Origin of the sequence: Streptomyces sp. NPDC127190 (genome assembly GCF_042672505.1) — a bacterium.
GTDB lineage: Bacteria > Actinomycetota > Actinomycetes > Streptomycetales > Streptomycetaceae > Streptomyces.
The window spans coordinates 454,052-469,475 of sequence record NZ_JBHXVE010000001.1 but is presented as its reverse complement, the minus strand read 5'-3'; the positions used below and the strand labels follow the sequence as shown (position 1 = coordinate 469,475).

Sequence of the window (15,424 nt, the reverse complement as noted above, 5' to 3'; positions counted from 1 at the left end):
CTGCGCTGCTTCGGCCGTTTTTGTCTGCGGGTGCGTTGGGGCTGGTCGCTCCCCCGAGTTCTCGGCTTCGCTCGAACAGGGGGCACCCCCGTCGCGGCGGAACCGCATGTCGGACAGAGCCCCGCGCCCCTTCGGGGCGCTTATGCCAGTAGTCCCGATGACCTCCACAGGCGGCGGCCCACTCCGCGCAGGACGCCGATGTCGTCCAGGAAGTCGGTCAGCCGCTTCGCGCCGGTCTGCATGACCTCGCGGCGGTGGGCGCTCGCCTTCACCTGGGCCATCGCCTCCCGCTTGTCCAGTCCCACGTTCGTGTAGACGTCCGGGTTCACGAACGCCACGGAGAACACCCGGGCGAACTCGCCCGAGGTGACCCGGGTGAACTCCTGCGACCACCTCGGCGCGGTCAGCATCTGGCGGCGCAGCTCCTCGCGGGCGTACCGGACGTGCCGGGCCTCCTCGACGACGTGGATGCGGGTGACGCCCCGTATCAGCGGCTGGACCCGCTCGTCCGGGAAGGTCAGCCGCTGCATCCAGTCCAGCACCTCCTCACCGAGCAGCGTCGCGGTGAAGGAGCCGGGGGTGGTGGAGATGGTCTTGAAGACGCGGCCGAGGTTCTGGTGGGCCCTGCTGACCGGGTACCAGGGGGTGCCGCCGTGCGAGATCAGCCGGGCGAACATCTTCGAGTGCCGGCACTCGTCCTCGATCTCGGTGAGCGCGTAGCGGACGTGCGCGCTCGTTGCCGCCTTGTCGTAGATGTGCCGGACGAGCAGCTGCATGAGGATGATCTCGAACCAGATGCCGAGCGAGGCCAGCGCGGCCGCCTCGTGCTGGGAGAGCAGGATGCGCTGCTCCTCGCTCATCCGCTTCCACAGCGGCGTGTCGTACAGCGACACCAGCTCCGGCGGCCAGAACCACTTGCCCTCCTCGAAGGGCGCGTCCCAGTCCAGCTCCCTGTCCGGGTCGAAGGAGTGCTTGGCGGAGGAGGCGAGCAGCCGCTCGGCCACCTGCTCCCGGTCCTTGAGCAGGCCGAGCGCGTCGCGCAGGCCGTCCAGCGCGTCCGCTTCCGTCAGGGTCGTCATGGCTCCCTCACCTCGTTACCCGGGGGTACGTCGTCAGCCTCTTATGAGACTGCCTGTCAGCAAGACCGTCAATCCCCTGCACCGGACTTGTTGACTCGGCGTCTACGTGTGAGCCTGCGAGGTATGCCGACCCATGACCTCTACGCCAACGCGCCCGGTGACTCTCCCTGGCAGGTGCCCGCGACCGGCGCGGCCCGCTTCAGCTGGGAGTACGACGACGGCCGTGACCGACTGCTCGCCCTGTACCAGAAGGGCAAGGACAAGCAGTGGGACGGGCAGACCCGTATCGACTGGGACCTGGAGGTCGACCCGCACGACGCGCTCGGCACGCCCGAGGAGGCGATGTCGCTGTACGGGACGCCGTACTGGGACAAGCTCAACGCGAAGGACAGGGGCGAGCTGCGCCGGCACTACGCCTCCTGGCAGTTCAGCCAGTTCCTGCACGGCGAGCAGGGCGCGATGATCTGCGCCGCCCGGATCGTGGAGTCGGTGCCCGACATGGACGCCAAGTTCTACTCCGCGACCCAGACCATGGACGAGGCCCGGCACGCCGAGATATACAGCCGGTTCCTGCACGAGAAGATCGGGCTGGTCTACCCGATCAACGACAACCTCCAGTCGCTGCTCGGCGACACCCTGCGGGATAGCCGCTGGGACATGCCCTACCTCGGTATGCAGGTCCTCATCGAGGGACTCGCCCTCGCCGCCTTCGGCATGATCCGGGACACCACCAAGAAGCCGCTGCCCAAGCAGATCCTCACCTACGTCATGCAGGACGAGGCCCGGCACGTGGCCTTCGGGCGGATGGCGCTGCGCGACTACTACCAGCAGCTGACCGACGCCGAGCTGCGCGAGCGCGAGGAGTTCGTCATCGAGGGCTGCTATCTGATGCGGGACCGGCTGCGCGGGGTGGAGGTGCTGGAGAACTTCGGCATACCCAGGGCGGAGGCCGAGGCGCTGAGCGAGCGCTCCGAGTACCTCCAGCTCTTCCGTAAGCTGCTGTTCAGCCGCATCGTGCCCTGCGTCAAGGACATCGGCCTGTGGGGCAAGCGGCTCCAGCAGGCCTACGTCGACATGGGCGTCCTGGAACTGGGCGACTCCAGCCTGGACCTGCTGATGGCCCAGGACGAGGAGCTGGCCGACCGGCTGGACGCGGAACGCTTCGCGGCCGAGGAGCAGGAGCGGGTGGCCGAGGTGACGGGGGCGATCGAGGCCGGAGCGGACGAGGGCTGAGGCGGCCGAGGGGCCGTCCGCCCCGTGCAGTAGCGTGCTGGCGTGTCCATGCCTCCGCCGTCGCACCCTTCCCCGTACGGCCCCCAGCAGCCCCAACAGCCCTACCCCTACGGCTCCCAGCCCCCGCAGGGACCCGCCGGGCCGTACGGCTCCCCGTACCCCCAGGCACAGCCCTACCCTCCGGCACAGGCCTACCCCCAGGCACAGCCCTACCCGCAACAGCAGCCGTATCCGGGTCAGCCCTACCCGCCCCAGCAGCAGTACCCCGGCTGGGGCGTGCCGCCCATGGGGCCGCCGCCGAAGAAGCGGCGGGTCGGGCTGGTGCTCGGGATCGTGGGCGGTGTCGTCACCGCCGGTGTGGTGGGGCTGATACTGCTCGGGACGGCGGCCGAGGGCGGCTTCCCCGAGGCGAAGAACAAGCTGGTGCTTCCGCACACCCTCCTCGACGGTAAGTACACCCTCGCCCAGGACCTGTCCGGCACCGAGGGCAAGAAGGTGGAGGAGGAGGCCGACGGCGCCTGGGACGCCAAGGACATCCACGCCGTCACCGGCCGCTACAGCCCGGGCGGCGACGACACCAAGGGCATGCTGCTCGTCTCGTCCATGTACGGCCGGTTCAAGAACCAGGACGACGTCCGCAGCCGCATGCTCAAGGGCGCCACCCAGGCCGACGGCGTGACCCTGGACCAGCCGCCGAAGGACGTCACCCCGCCCGGCGCGGCCACCACCATCAGCTGTGAGGTGCTGACCCAGAAGGGCGCCCTGGCGACCCTCACCTACCCGGTCTGTTCCTGGGCGGACGGCAACACCGCGGCCGTGGTGGCCGAGGTCGACATGGCGACGACCCACGCCGCGGACGTCGATCTCGCCGCCGCCGCGCGGCACACCGTCACGGTCCGCTCCGAGATGCTCCGGCCGCTCGGCTGACCTCCGGGCGCCTCCCCAGGGCCTCTCGAAGGACTCCCCGGGCGGCGCTCACCGGGCGAGGACCGCCCGCATCACGTCCCGGGCGATCGGCGCCGCGTCCCCGCCCCCGCTGATCTCGCCCCGGTCCGCCGACGCGTCCTCCACCACCACCGCGACCGCCACCTCCGGCTCCAGGGCATCCTCCGACTGCGCCCAGGACACGAACCAGGCGTACGGCACACCGGAGTTGCCCACCCCGTGCTGGGCGGTGCCGGTCTTGCCGCCGACCAGGGCGCCCGGGATGCCCGCCCGGGTGCCGGTGCCCTCCTCGACCACGTCGGTCATCAGCTCCTTCAGCCGGGCCGCCGTGTCCGGCCGCATCACCTGCCGCGCCGGATGCGCCCCGCTCCCGGCCACCGTCTCACCGCCCCGGCGGGTGGTCCGCTCGATCAGGTACGGCCGGCGCAACCGGCCGCCGTCGGCGACGGCCGCCGCCACCATCGCCATCTGGAGCGGTGTGGCCCGGGTGTTGTACTGCCCGATCGAGGACAGCGCCAGCTGCGCCCGGTCGACATGGGTGTCGAAGGTGCTGGGTGAGACGCCGAACGGGATGCGCAGCGCGGGGTCGTTGAAGCCGAACGCCCGCGTCGTCTCCGCCATGTCCGCCACGCCCACGTCCACGCCGAGCTTGGCGAACACCGTGTTGCAGGACCACTCGAACGCCATCCGCAGCGAGGCGTCCGCACAGCCGTCGCCCTCGTTGGTCAGCCGGGTGGTGGTGCCGGGCAGCCGGTAGGGGTCGGGGGAGTCGGTGGGCGCGTCCAGGTCGGTGACCACCCCCGAGTCCAGCGCCGCGGCCGCGGTGACCACCTTGAACGTCGACCCCGGCGGATAGGTCTGCCGTACCGCCCGGTTGAGCATCGGCTTCTCCGGGTCGTGGTTGAGCCGCGCCCACGCCGACGCCACCGCCTCGCCGTTGCCGGACAGCAGCGCCGGGTCGTACGACGGGCTCGTCACCAGCGCCAGGATGCGGCCGGTGGCCGGCTCGATGGCGGCCACCGCGCCCTTGCGCCCGGCCAGCCCCCGGTACGCCGCCTCCTGGGCCGCCCCGTCCAGCGTCGTCACCACGTCGCCGCCGGGGTTCGGCCGCCGGGTCGCGTCCCGCCACAGCGGCAGCGGCGACAGCACCGGATCGGTGCCCGACAGCACCCCGTCCGCCGCGTGCTCCAGGAACGTGGTGCCGTACATCTGCGAGGCGAAGCCGGTCACCGGTGCGTACAGCGGGCCGTCGCGGTAGGTGCGTTCGTAGCGCAGCTGCTCGCCGGTGTCCACCGACCCGGTGACCGGCTCGCCGTCGACCAGGATGTTCCCGCGCGGCTGGCCGTAACGGGCGATCGTGGTACGCCGGTTGGCCGGGTTGTCGTCGTAGGCGCCGGACTGGACGACCTGCACCCGGGCCGCGTTGACCAGCAGGGCCGCCAGCAGCAGCGCGCAGAACGCGCAGGCGTGCCGGATGTACCGGCCCATCGGCCGGCCGCCCTCGCCGAGGCCGCCGTACTCGGTCACCGCGCCTCCCGCCCGTCGTACTGGCTGCGCGCCGAATGGCTCACCCGGATCAGCAGCGCCACGATCGCCCAGTTGGTCACCACCGAGGAGCCGCCCTGGGCGAGGAACGGCATCGCCATGCCGGTGAGCGGGATCAGCCCAGTCACCCCGCCCGCGATCACGAACACCTGGAGCGCCAGGATCGAGGCGAGCCCGACCGCGAGCAGCCGCCCGAACGGCTCGCGCAGCGCGAGGCCCGCCCGGTAGCCGCGCTCCACCAGCAGCGCGTAGAGCAGGATGATCGCGGCCAGGCCGGTGAGGCCCAGCTCCTCCCCGGCCGTCGCCAGGATGAAGTCCGACTTGGTGGCGAACCCGATGAGGATCGAGTGGCCGAGCCCGAGCCCGGTGCCCAGGACCCCGCCGGCGGCGAACGCGAACAGCGACTGGGACAGCTGGTTCGGCCCCTGCCCCGCCTCGATGGTGGCGAACGGGTGCAACCAGTCCTCGATCCGCTGGTTCACATGCGGCTCCAGCCGCCCCACGGCCACCGCGCCCAGCACGGCGAGCAGCAGCCCGACCGCGATCCAGCCGGTGCGCCCGGTGGCGACGTACAGCAGCACCACGAACAGCCCGAAGAACAGCAGCGAGGTGCCGAGGTCGCGCTCCAGGACCAGCACGCCGACGCTCATCAGCCAGATCGTCAGGATCGGCCCGAGCACCCGCCCGGTCGGGAACTGCAACCGCCACACCCGGCGGCCGGTGTACGCGAGCGCGTTGCGGTTGGCGGCCAGGTAGGCGGCGAAGAACACCGCGAGCAGCACCTTCGCGAACTCGCCCGGCTGGATGGAGAACCCGGCGATCCGGATCCAGATCCGGGCCCCGTTGACCGCCGGGAAGAGGATCGGCAGCGCGAGCAGCGCCAGCGCGGCGACCACGCACACGTACGCGTACCGCTGGAGCATCCGGTGGTCGCGCAGCATCAGTACGACGAGGATGAACAGGCCGACTCCCAGCGTGGACCACACCAGTTGGGCGGGGGCCGCCCGGTCGCTCGGCGTCTCCAGGTCCAGCCGGTAGATGAGGACCAGGCCGAGGCCGTTGAGCAGCACCGCGATCGGCAGCAGCAGCGGGTCGGCGTACGGCGCCCGGATCCGGACGGCGAGATGCGCGAACAGGGCGAGCACCCCGAGCCCGGCCCCGTAGCCGACGGCGCCCGGCGGCACCGTACCGGCCCTGGCCAGGCCCACCGCGCAGTAGCCGGACACCGACAGCAGGACGGCCAGCACGATCAGGGCGAGTTCCATGCCACGGCGCCGGGGGAGGCGTACGGCGGGTGCGGGAGCCTGGGCCGCCGCCAGGGTGGTTCCGGCGTTCGTCATGCCCGGAACCTACCCAAAGGGGAGGTCTGGCGGGTGTTGTCCCCCGGCAGTGTCCGTCGGCGCGTCAGCACCGGCGTGGCAGGGGCCCGATGATGTCGATGTACCGCGCCGTGCCCCAGGCCCAGGTGCCGTCCGTCAGCAGGTACCACACCGGGTTGCCGTGCACGGGCCGCCCGCGCGTCTCGCAGAAGACCGACACCCGCTCGCCCTCGTCGACGAACCGCACCCGCCGGCTGCCCCGGTCCGGCCGGTCCCGCAGCCACATGCCCTCCTCGGCGGTGACGACACCCTGGGAGAAGCGCGGATCCCTCCCGCCGCCGTCGTCCTCGTCCGCGAGGGCGGGCACGGCCGCGACGGTACAGGCCAGGGTTCCGGCGGCGGTGACTATGGCGAGCCCACGGGAAAGGACGGAACGCAGGGACATGGGGGCACCTCCGGGAGGCGGACGGATCCTGACTAACCGCCACATTAGGATCGGCCGCCTGCGGGTGCCCTGCGCATTAGTCCCTTAGGGGCGCGCGGACACTCGGTCCCTTAGAGGCGCGGGGCATCGGTCCCTGCGGGCACCGGTCCCTCAGGGGCGCGGGGACATCGGCGGCTCAGGGGCGCGGGGGCATCGGCCCCTACGGGCATCGGTCCCTTAAGGGTGCGGGGAGTCGGGCAGCCGCAGCGTGGCGACCGCCCCGCCGTCCACCGCGTTGGCGAACGACAGCCTCGCCCCCAGCACCTCCGCCTGCCCCAGCGCGATGGTCAGCCCCAGCCCGTGCCCGGTGGCGCCGCCCTCCGTACGGAACCGCTGCGGCCCGTGCGCGACGAGGTACTCCGGATAGCCGCCCCCGTGGTCCCGCACGGTCACCACCGGCCCGTCCACCGTCAGCACCACCGGCGCGGCCCCGTGCTTGTGCGCGTTGGCCACCAGGTTCCCCAGCACCCGCTCCAGCCGTCGCCGGTCGGTCTCCACCCGCGCGTCCCGGAGGATCCGCACCTCCGTACGGGTGCCCGAGGCGCGTACCACCCGCTGCGCCAGCGCCCCCAGTTCCTCGGTGTCCACCTCCAGCCTCTCCCGGCCGGTGTCCAGCCGGGAGATCTCCAGCAGGTCCTCGGTGAGCGTGCGCAGCGCCGCCACCCGGTCCCGCACCAGCTCCGTCGGCCGGCCCGGCGGCAGCAGCTCCGCCGCCGCGTGCAGCCCGGTCAGCGGGGTGCGCAGCTCATGGGCGACGTCCGCGGTGAACCGCTGCTCGCTCAGCAGCTTGCTCTGGAGCGTGGAGGCCATGGTGTCCAGGGCGGCCGCGACGGCGGCCACCTCGTCCGGCGGCTGGCTCGCGTCCTTGGTCCGCGGGTCGTTCACCCGCGCGTCCAGATCGCCCGCGCTGATCCGCCGGGCCACCCGGGCGGTGCCGTGCAGCCGGCGGGTCACCCGGCTCACCGCGAACACCCCGACCAGCACGGTCGCCCCGATGGCGAGCCCCGAGGACCACAGGATCGAGGTGTCGAGGCCGGCGATCGTACGGGCCTGCTGGGAGTAGTCGACCTCCACGGCGAGCGCCCGGTGCCCGGCCACCGGCCCCGCCGCCCACATGGTGGGCCGGCCCAGATGCGCGGAGACCATCGTGCCGCGCTCCCCGGCCGCCGCCAGCGTCCGCAGCGGCGCGGGCAGCCCCTCCGGGTCCACCCCGGCGCCCGGCAGCAGCGTGTCCCCGGCCTCGTACGCCTGGGTCGCGTCGGCCAGCCGGGACAGCGCCAGCTTGCGGGCCTGGCCCACGGTCTGGTTGGTCACCGAGACATGCACCAGGACGCCCAGCAGCGCGGCCAGCGCACAGCACATCACCGTGATGAACAGCGCCGCCTTCACGGCGAGCGTCCCGGCCCACTGGGGCAGCGCGACCCTCATCACGCGCCCGCCGACGGCGAGACGGACGGCACCGGGCTCGGCGAGGGCTTCCGGGTGCGGCGGCCGTCCCCGGTGTGCAGATACTCGTCCCGGGAGAACACCATCGCGCGCTGCTCCGGGTCCCACACCCAGGTGGTGCGGTACTCGTACCCGGAGATGTCGGCCGGCGAGCGCTCGATCAGCGCGCGTCCGGCCAGCTCCACGCCGATGATCGCGTCGTTGTCGGCCAGGACCTGCACCAGCCGGTGCTTCTCGACCGTGTAGACCCGTACGGCCGTCTGGTTCGTCGGGTACAGCCGGAAGCCGAGCGTCATGTCGGGCCGGCCGTCGCCGGTCAGGTCCCGGTAGTACGCCGGCAGCAGCGGACAGCGCGCCCGCCGCCCGCCCGGCCGGCACTCCTTCAGCCGGTCCACCGTCGCGTGGTACGCCCCCTTCGACCCGTAGTCGTCCGGATGCGCCTTCACCTCGGCGTCCACCACGTCCACCGGATCGACCTTGCGGATGTCGTCACCGGGCACGGTCACACCCTTGACGGTCTCCCGGGTCGCCACGGAGTACGGAAAGGCGGGGCTGGACGCCGGCCGCAGGTCGGGCCAGAGCTTGGCGGGACTGATGGCCGTCTGGGTCGGACCGGCGGCCTGGAGCCCGCCGCTGTCGCCGCAGGCCGCCGCCGTCGCCGCGAGCAGTGCGACGGCGACCGCGGTACGGGCGGTGCGCAGAGGGCGACGGGCAGACACGGGGCTCCTGAGGGCGACGGGGCGGTCGTCATCCACCACACCCTAAGTCGTAAAGGCGTAAAGTCCGTTTTGTTCACCCGGGGTGGTGCTGGGAGAGAGGCTACTCGGCCGACTTCTCCAGCAGCCGTACGGTGCCCGGCCAGGCGCGCGGGTACGCCACGAACAGCTCGTTGTGCGGCCCGCCGGACGGGACACGGCCGGCCGGCCTCCACGGCAACCGCAGTCGGCCCAACCGGTCTTGCCCCCGGACCACCCTGCCTGTTCCCATGGTCGAGGGGTGATGGCGCATGAGCGGACTGCGCGTGGTGCCGGCCTTTCGGCACGGCCGGGAACGGCTGTACGTCTGCCGCCCGGACGGATCCAGCGTCGCCTGGTACGACCGTGAGACCGGCCGGGTCAGCGTGCTTCTGCCCGGCGAGGACGGCCATCAGGACGTGCTCGAGGCACTGAAGCCGTTTCTGACCGGCCCGGTGACCGTCGGCCCGCCCCCGGTCCCCACCCCCGCGGAACTCGCCCGGCTGACCCTGCACCCGGACGACGACCTCGCCCCCAATCGCCCCGGCGAGGCCCTGCTGGTCGCCCTCGACCGCGAATCCGGTCACGGCCGCGGCCGGGCTCATGGCCTGGGGCACGGTCTCGGTCACGGCCCGGGCCACGGCGGTCCCGTCCGCAGGCTCCGCCCGGACCCGCGCCGGCGCGCACTGCTGGCCGAGCAGGCCGTCGGCGAGACGCTGGACGGGCTGGAGGGCGCGGGCTGGCACACCGTGCACTCGATACCGCTGCCCGGCGGCGACCGCATCCACCACCTGGTCATCGGCCCCGGCGGCCTGTACGCCGTACACGCCCTGTACGCCCGCAGAAGCCGGGTCCTGATCGCCGACCTCATGGTCACCGTGGGCCGCCGCGAGCCCGAGCCGCTGCTGCGCCGGCTGCGCGCCGACGCCGACCGCGCCGCGTACGCCCTGACTGCCGAGGTCCATCCGCTGCTGGCCCTGGTGGGCCCCACCGAGGTCACGGTCACCGCCCGGCCGAGGGGCGTGCGCATCCTCCGCGACGAGGAGCTGACGGGTCTGGCGCGGACCGGCGGGGTGCTGAAGCCGGGGGACGTGGAGGCGCTGCACGCGATGGCGCGGGACCGCAGGACGTGGGGGAGGGTGTAGGCGGGGCCTTGTGGCTGCTATCCGTCCCGGGTGGGAAGGTCGGCCGCGTTCGCCCCGTCCACCAGCGGTGACATCAGATCGCCCAGGTCCTGAAGACGCGGGGCGATGTCCTCCGCCCGGAACTCCAGCCGGCCGGGGCTGCGGCACTCGGCGACCTCCTCCCAGGTCACCGGCGCCGACACCAGCGGGGCCCGGCGGGCGCGCAGGGTGTACGGCGTGGCCGTGGTCTTGCGGGCCGCGTTCTGGCTCCAGTCCACGAACACCTTCCCCGGCCGCAGGCTCTTGGTCATCCGGTGCACCACCAGCCGCGGCATCGCCCGCTCGGCCTCCACCGCGAGCGCCTTGGCGTACTCGCTGGCCTGCTCCGAGGACGAGCCCCGTACGGCGGCCAGCAGATGCAGCCCCTTCGAACCGGCCGTCTTCGGGTACGCCTCGATCCCGTCCGCCGCGAGCCGCTCGCGCAGCCACAGGGCGACCTCGCAGCAGTGCACGACGGTCGCGGGCGCACCCGGGTCGAGGTCGAAGACCAGCCGGTCGGCCTCCTGTGGGGTCTGCACCCGCCACTGATGGGTGTGGAACTCGGTGACCAGGTTCGCCGCCCAGACCAGACTGGCCAGATCCTGGATCACCACCATCCGGGCCGGGCTGTCCGCCGAGGACCGCGGCACCTCGGCGGTGGTGACCCACTCGGGTGTACCGGGCGGCACGTTCTTGGTGAAGAACAGCTGCCCGTCCGGGCCGTCCGGATACCGCAGGAACGACACGGCGCGGTCCCGCAGATGCGGGAGCAGCACGTCGGCGGTGGTTGCGTAGTAGTGCACCAGCTCCGCCTTGGTGAAACCGGTCTCCGGGTACAGCACCTTCTCCAGATTGCTGAGCGCGACCCGGTGCCCCTCCACCTCTGTGATAGGCGTCATAGGATGACAATCCCAGACAAAGCGGTGAAAACGGTGGAAGGGTGTGGCACGTGCGATCCATATGGAACGGTGCGATCTCCTTCGGGCTCGTCAGCATCCCGATCAAGCTGGTGAACGCGACCGAGAGTCACTCGATCTCCTTCCGCCAGATCCACACCGAGGACAACGGCCGGATCCGCTATCGCAAGGTCTGCGAACTGGAGGAGCGCGAGGTCACCCAGTCGGAGATCGGCAAGGCGTACGAGGACGCCGACGGCACGATGATCCCGATCACCGACGAGGACCTCTCCCACCTGCCCATCCCCACGGCCCGCACGATCGAGATCGTGGCCTTCGTGCCGGCCGACCGGATCGACCCGCTCCAGATGGACGCGGCCTACTACCTGGCGGCCAGCGGCGTCCCGGCGGCGAAGCCGTACACCCTGCTGCGCGAGGCGCTCAAGCGCAGCAACAAGGTCGCCATCGCCAAGTACGCGCTGCGCGGCCGGGAACGCCTCGGCATGCTCCGGGTCGTCGGCGACGCCATCGCCATGCACGGCCTGCTGTGGCCGGACGAGGTCCGCGCCCCCGAGGGGGTCGCCCCCGACGCCGACGTCAGCATCCGCGACAAGGAACTGGACCTCGCCGACGCCCTGATGGACACCCTCGGCGAGGTCGACCTGAAGGACCTGCACGACGAGTACCGGGAAGCGCTGGAGGAGGTCATCGCGGCGAAGGCCTCCGGCGAGGCGCCGCCCGAGGCGCCGGCCCCGCCCGCCGGCGGCAAGGTGCTCGACCTGATGGCGGCCCTGGAGAACAGCGTCCGCGCGGCCCGCGAGTCGCGGGGTGCGCAGCCGGCGGGGGAGGCGGAGGTCAGACCCCTGCCGCGAGGCCGGACCACGCCGAAGGAGACCGAGGGCAAGAAGTCGACGAAGGCGGCCCCGGCCAAGAAGACGGCCGCGGCGCGGAAGTCGACGTCCAAGGCGACGGAGGGGACGAAGAAGAAGACGGCGGCCAAGTCCGCCTCGACCTCGTCGTCCTCGTCGGGGAAGAAGACGACGGCGGCTGCGAAGAAAACGACCTCCCGCAAACGCCCGGCCTGACGGCGGCCCTCACTCCTCGAAGCGCCGCCCCACCACGGCCGCGAGCGCACCCCCACCCACGGCGACCACCCCCAGAGCGACCCCGAACACCGTCGCCCCCGTACCCAGCCCCACCGCATCACTCAGATACCCCACGGACACAGGCAGCACCCCGGCCGGCAGATACCCCCCGATGTTGAACGCCGCGTTGGCCTCGGCGAGCCGCTCCACCGGCACCGCGGCGTTCAACAGCGACAGCCCGCCCAACTGCCCCATCCCCTGCCCCGCCCCGGCCAGCAGCACCGCCCCCGCCAGCGCCGTCACCGAGCCCCACCGCACGGCGACGACCAGCAGCAGCATGCCGAGCGCGGTGGCCCCCGCCCCGCCGGCCAGAATCGCCGGCCGCCGCAGCCGCCGTACCGCGAACTGCACCCCCGTCGCACCGAGGAACATCACGAACGCCAGCGCCCCCGACACCACGCGGCTACCGGTCCCGAGCAGCCCCGCCAGCAGCGAGGGGCCGAGCGACAGCACGAACGACGTCGCGGTGATCCCGGGCGCGAACACGGCGATGCCCACGGCCAGCCGCCACCCCACACCCCGGGGCACACCCGGCACCCGCACCCAGGCCCCGCTGCCGCCCCTGTCCGGCCGCCCTACCGGCATCCGTACGACCACCACCCCCGCCGTGACCAGCAACACCGCCTCCACCACGAACACGGTGACCGTGGGCGCGGGCAGGGCCTCGGACAGCACCCCCGCGAGCAGGGGCCCGGTGCCCGCCCCGAACACCATCGCGCAGGAGGCGAGCAGCGCGGCCAGCCGGCGCCGCCCGGGCCCGGCCACGTCCGTCACCGCGGCCATCCCCGCCGACACCACCGCGCCGACCGCGATCCCGGTGCACAGCCGCGCCACGACCAGCGCGCCGACCCCGCCCGCGGTGGCGAAGACCAGGCAGGCCACCAGCGCGAGCCCCAGCGCGGGCAGCAGCACCGGCTTGCGGCCGAACCGGTCGGACACGACGCCGGACACCAGCAGCGAACCCAGCAGCCCGGCGATATAACACGCGAAGACGACGGTCAGCGTGCCCTTGCTGAACCCCATCTGACGCTGCCACAGCACATACAGCGGCGTGGCGGTGTTGGACAACACGAACACGGCGGTCACCGGCCAGGCGGCGAGCCACACCCACCGCACGGACACCTCCCCACCACCCGCCCTGAGCCCCACCCCGCGCCTTCGCACCCCAACCTGGCTCACGACCCACTCCTCCCCTGGAAGTCCTCAGTACGACCGAACCCGTACCAGTACGACTTCAATCGAACCTAGCACGTAGTACGATCGAACTCGTACAGGAGAAAGGAAGTGCCCATGCCGGACCCGCACCCGCGTCCTGCCCCCCTCCCCGAGCCATCCGTGGAGGACCTGCGCCTGGAGACCGTCCTCGGCGCACTCAGCGACCCGCTCCGGCTGCGCATCGTCCGCAAACTGCTCCTGGAGTCGGAGGAGTTCGACCACCCCTGCGGCTGGTTCGGCCTGGACCGCCCCAAGTCCTCCCTGACCCACCACTTCAAGGCCCTCCGCGAAGCGGGCATCACCCGCCAGCGCCAGTACGGCCTGGAACGCCGCAGCCAGGTCCGCACGGCAGACCTGAACACCCGCTTCCCCGGCCTCCTGGACCTGGTGGCATCGTGGACACCGCCCTCCGAACCCTGAGCCGGCCATCTCCCCACCAGCACCCGGGCCCAGCCCCCGCTCGTCACCATCCCGGCACGGGTCGGCTCGGCCGGCCAGTCGTCCGACGGCAACGGGCACCCGTGCGCCGCCCCGCGGTTCGTGCCCGAGTGGGCAACTCCGTTCAGTGGACCGACTCCGGGGAACACCACGACCACCGGGGCCTGAAGGCATGGGAGGCATCCATCGACCGGCTGGCATCCCGCCGGTCCTGGTCGCCGTCCTTCAGGCTCACCTGAAGAAGCTTCGGGACGGCCGAGGAAGGGCGCGTGTTCGGCAACGAGCGCGGGTGTGGGAAGAACCGCGGGAGTACGCGCTCCCCCTGAGCGTGTTGACTCGCCTTTCCAATGCGAAGATCGGAAGGTCCTCGAAAGAAGAGGGCGGCTCTAGCGCACCGTACCCAGCCCCGAACCGCGCCGCCGTTGCTCTCAACAACCTCCCGGCGCATGATGGAAGATGTAAAAAAGTCACTCAGATGGTCCTCCGGTGGCGAAGTGACCTGTCAGCTCTATCGAGCAGACCAAATATCTATCGTTGATGCCTCTCATTGTGGGCGCGTCATGGTGGCCGAAGATCTACAAATCGCGGCATGGGCAGCAACATCGCTTGGTCCTATACTCGTCATGAGTAAGCCCGCGTGTGCACGACTCAGAAACTTCCGAAGCGATGCAAGGTTTATTGCAGGAGCCAAGGAGGCGTTGACTATCGGAACATTGCAGTTGCATGAGACCGACTTTCGGCAGCAATCTGCGCATCCGCTTTTCCCCACCGGGGATGCCATCCATCCGGACAATGCAGCAGCTCTAAACGCAGTGCTAAGCGGCGAACGACGCCGGAAGAGGAAGGTTGTTGACCAGCTGTGGGGAAACGTAGGTGATAGCCTAGTTCTGCTTGGGAGTCCCACGTCTGAAGGGCTTTCTCGTCTCGTTTTCGGATATCAGGAGACGCCTGATCGTCCGGATTACCTTCGCAAGACGGGGCTGGCGTCCGCGCTGCCGTTCAGTTGGAATCTTGATGGCACGCAAATAAAAGCGAGGGCCAAGCGGTGGGTGCAGGGGCTAAGTGAACCGACTGCACGACCCAACTGGAGCATTCAGGGGGAAAAGAATCATCGATGGTACCCAGATCTCCGCGGGGACGATTTCCTCAAGACCGACTACCTGCTGATCACGAAAATTCCCAACATTCTCGTAGATGAAGATAGAGGGTCGGGGCACTTTATCGTCAGTATTGGCGGCGCACACGGTACCGGTACCAGGTCCATTGAGCGCGTGCTGTCCAATAAGTCGGTGTTGCGTAAGATCGTAAGTGATCTCCGTATTGATCCTGATGATTCTGCTAGTTGGCCGAATGCGTATCAGGTCTTGCTTCGAGCGGGCAAGATCGAGCACGATCCATGGCTTGGCTCGTCTTCAAGAGATGTGGAATATGTTGATTCTCGCCGCATCTCGGAATCCTCTGATTGGTGGAATTCCTGGAGGAGATCGTTGGCCCCCGAGATGGCAAAGCTAGAATCGGAAATTGGTTCTCAGGCGCACGGAACGCATGAGTAACGCCTCCGGGGCCCGGATTTCTGCGGCGGGCCAAGCCGGCCCCTTCAGCCTGGGACGTGCTGACTCGACCGGGGGCTCTGCGTGTCGGAGGGGTGTCGCGAACAGCGAGAGGCAATGAGAGAGGGGGGGGGGGGGGGTTGGCGGATAGACCCCCCCGCAGAGGGGGTAGGCCCCGCAGCACAAAAAACAAAAATTTTTGTTTTGGAGGGGTGGCCCCCCCGCGCGATAC

Annotated in this window: 14 protein-coding genes; 6 read left to right on the top strand and 8 right to left on the bottom strand. The window is 70.9% G+C overall.

What is annotated here, in order from left to right; genetic code table 11:
* Positions 1-140: 140 nt before the first annotated feature.
* Complete coding sequence (locus tag ACFVIU_RS02045) at positions 141-1,079, bottom strand: diiron oxygenase (RefSeq protein ID WP_385839987.1); 939 nt, start codon at positions 1,077-1,079, stop codon at positions 141-143.
* 123 nt (positions 1,080-1,202) lie between these two features.
* Between ACFVIU_RS02045 and ACFVIU_RS02040 the strand changes: the two genes are divergently transcribed.
* Together ACFVIU_RS02040 and ACFVIU_RS02035 are read left to right on the top strand one after the other, a co-directional pair.
* Positions 1,203-2,312, top strand: a complete 1,110-nt coding sequence (locus ACFVIU_RS02040) for a ferritin-like domain-containing protein (protein WP_385839986.1) — start codon at positions 1,203-1,205, stop codon at positions 2,310-2,312.
* Positions 2,313-2,360: 48 nt separating this feature from the next.
* Complete coding sequence (locus tag ACFVIU_RS02035; RefSeq protein ID WP_385840317.1) at positions 2,361-3,239, top strand: hypothetical protein; 879 nt, start codon at positions 2,361-2,363, stop codon at positions 3,237-3,239.
* 48 nt (positions 3,240-3,287) lie between these two features.
* On the opposite strand, the gene ACFVIU_RS02030 is transcribed toward ACFVIU_RS02035, so the two are convergent.
* From ACFVIU_RS02030 to ACFVIU_RS02010, 5 genes are all read right to left on the bottom strand, one after another.
* Positions 3,288-4,745, bottom strand: a complete 1,458-nt coding sequence (locus ACFVIU_RS02030; RefSeq protein WP_385840316.1) for a penicillin-binding transpeptidase domain-containing protein — start codon at positions 4,743-4,745, stop codon at positions 3,288-3,290.
* Between the two features lie 35 nt (positions 4,746-4,780).
* The gene (locus ACFVIU_RS02025; RefSeq protein WP_385839985.1) at positions 4,781-6,142 is read right to left on the bottom strand and encodes an FtsW/RodA/SpoVE family cell cycle protein; all 1,362 of its coding nucleotides are present in this window, start codon (positions 6,140-6,142) and stop codon (positions 4,781-4,783) included.
* A gap of 64 nt (positions 6,143-6,206) precedes the next feature.
* Positions 6,207-6,566 carry an SH3 domain-containing protein gene (locus tag ACFVIU_RS02020; RefSeq protein WP_385839984.1) on the bottom strand — a complete coding sequence of 120 codons (360 nt, stop codon included), beginning with the start codon at positions 6,564-6,566 and terminating at the stop codon, positions 6,207-6,209.
* Positions 6,567-6,782: 216 nt separating this feature from the next.
* Positions 6,783-8,033: an ATP-binding protein gene (locus ACFVIU_RS02015; protein WP_385839983.1), complete on the bottom strand. Its 1,251-nt coding sequence runs from the start codon at positions 8,031-8,033 to the stop codon at positions 6,783-6,785.
* The gene (locus ACFVIU_RS02010; protein ID WP_385839982.1) at positions 8,033-8,770 is read right to left on the bottom strand and encodes a hypothetical protein; all 738 of its coding nucleotides are present in this window, start codon (positions 8,768-8,770) and stop codon (positions 8,033-8,035) included. Before ACFVIU_RS02010 ends, ACFVIU_RS02015 begins: the two co-directional genes overlap by 1 nt.
* Positions 8,771-9,057: 287 nt before the next feature.
* Here ACFVIU_RS02010 and ACFVIU_RS02005 point away from each other — a divergent pair, with 287 nt between their 5' ends.
* Positions 9,058-9,930: a nuclease-related domain-containing protein gene (locus ACFVIU_RS02005; protein WP_385839980.1), complete on the top strand. Its 873-nt coding sequence runs from the start codon at positions 9,058-9,060 to the stop codon at positions 9,928-9,930.
* A 17-nt stretch (positions 9,931-9,947) separates the two neighbouring features.
* On the opposite strand, the gene ligD is transcribed toward ACFVIU_RS02005, so the two are convergent.
* Positions 9,948-10,847 carry a non-homologous end-joining DNA ligase gene (gene ligD / locus ACFVIU_RS02000; protein WP_385839979.1) on the bottom strand — a complete coding sequence of 300 codons (900 nt, stop codon included), beginning with the start codon at positions 10,845-10,847 and terminating at the stop codon, positions 9,948-9,950.
* 50 nt (positions 10,848-10,897) lie between these two features.
* Between ligD and ACFVIU_RS01995 the strand changes: the two genes are divergently transcribed.
* Positions 10,898-11,929 carry a Ku protein gene (locus tag ACFVIU_RS01995; protein ID WP_385839978.1) on the top strand — a complete coding sequence of 344 codons (1,032 nt, stop codon included), beginning with the start codon at positions 10,898-10,900 and terminating at the stop codon, positions 11,927-11,929.
* Between the two features lie 9 nt (positions 11,930-11,938).
* Here ACFVIU_RS01995 and ACFVIU_RS01990 read toward each other — a convergent pair whose 3' ends face one another.
* Entirely contained in the window at positions 11,939-13,105 is a 1,167-nt protein-coding gene (locus ACFVIU_RS01990) for an MFS transporter (protein ID WP_385839977.1), read from the bottom strand.
* 174 nt (positions 13,106-13,279) lie between these two features.
* Between ACFVIU_RS01990 and ACFVIU_RS01985 the strand changes: the two genes are divergently transcribed.
* Together ACFVIU_RS01985 and ACFVIU_RS01980 are read left to right on the top strand one after the other, a co-directional pair.
* The gene (locus ACFVIU_RS01985) at positions 13,280-13,624 is read left to right on the top strand and encodes an ArsR/SmtB family transcription factor (protein WP_385839976.1); all 345 of its coding nucleotides are present in this window, start codon (positions 13,280-13,282) and stop codon (positions 13,622-13,624) included.
* A 464-nt stretch (positions 13,625-14,088) separates the two neighbouring features.
* A complete protein-coding gene (locus ACFVIU_RS01980) occupies positions 14,089-15,195 on the top strand; it encodes a hypothetical protein (RefSeq protein ID WP_385839975.1) in 1,107 nt (368 codons plus the stop codon).
* The last annotated feature ends 229 nt before the right edge of the window (positions 15,196-15,424 follow it).

Coding starts and splice junctions, on each gene's coding strand:
- ACFVIU_RS02005 (WP_385839980.1), top strand. CDS start 9,058: ATGAGCGGACTGCGCGTGGTGCCGGCCTTTCGGCACGGCCGGGAACGG.
- ACFVIU_RS02040 (WP_385839986.1), top strand. CDS start 1,203: ATGCCGACCCATGACCTCTACGCCAACGCGCCCGGTGACTCTCCCTGG.
- ACFVIU_RS02025 (WP_385839985.1), bottom strand. CDS start 6,142: ATGACGAACGCCGGAACCACCCTGGCGGCGGCCCAGGCTCCCGCACCC.
- ACFVIU_RS02020 (WP_385839984.1), bottom strand. CDS start 6,566: ATGTCCCTGCGTTCCGTCCTTTCCCGTGGGCTCGCCATAGTCACCGCC.
- ACFVIU_RS02045 (WP_385839987.1), bottom strand. CDS start 1,079: ATGACGACCCTGACGGAAGCGGACGCGCTGGACGGCCTGCGCGACGCG.
- ACFVIU_RS01980 (WP_385839975.1), top strand. CDS start 14,089: ATGATGGAAGATGTAAAAAAGTCACTCAGATGGTCCTCCGGTGGCGAA.
- ACFVIU_RS01985 (WP_385839976.1), top strand. CDS start 13,280: ATGCCGGACCCGCACCCGCGTCCTGCCCCCCTCCCCGAGCCATCCGTG.
- ACFVIU_RS02035 (WP_385840317.1), top strand. CDS start 2,361: ATGCCTCCGCCGTCGCACCCTTCCCCGTACGGCCCCCAGCAGCCCCAA.
- ACFVIU_RS02015 (WP_385839983.1), bottom strand. CDS start 8,033: ATGAGGGTCGCGCTGCCCCAGTGGGCCGGGACGCTCGCCGTGAAGGCG.
- ACFVIU_RS02030 (WP_385840316.1), bottom strand. CDS start 4,745: ATGGGCCGGTACATCCGGCACGCCTGCGCGTTCTGCGCGCTGCTGCTG.
- ligD (WP_385839979.1), bottom strand. CDS start 10,847: ATGACGCCTATCACAGAGGTGGAGGGGCACCGGGTCGCGCTCAGCAAT.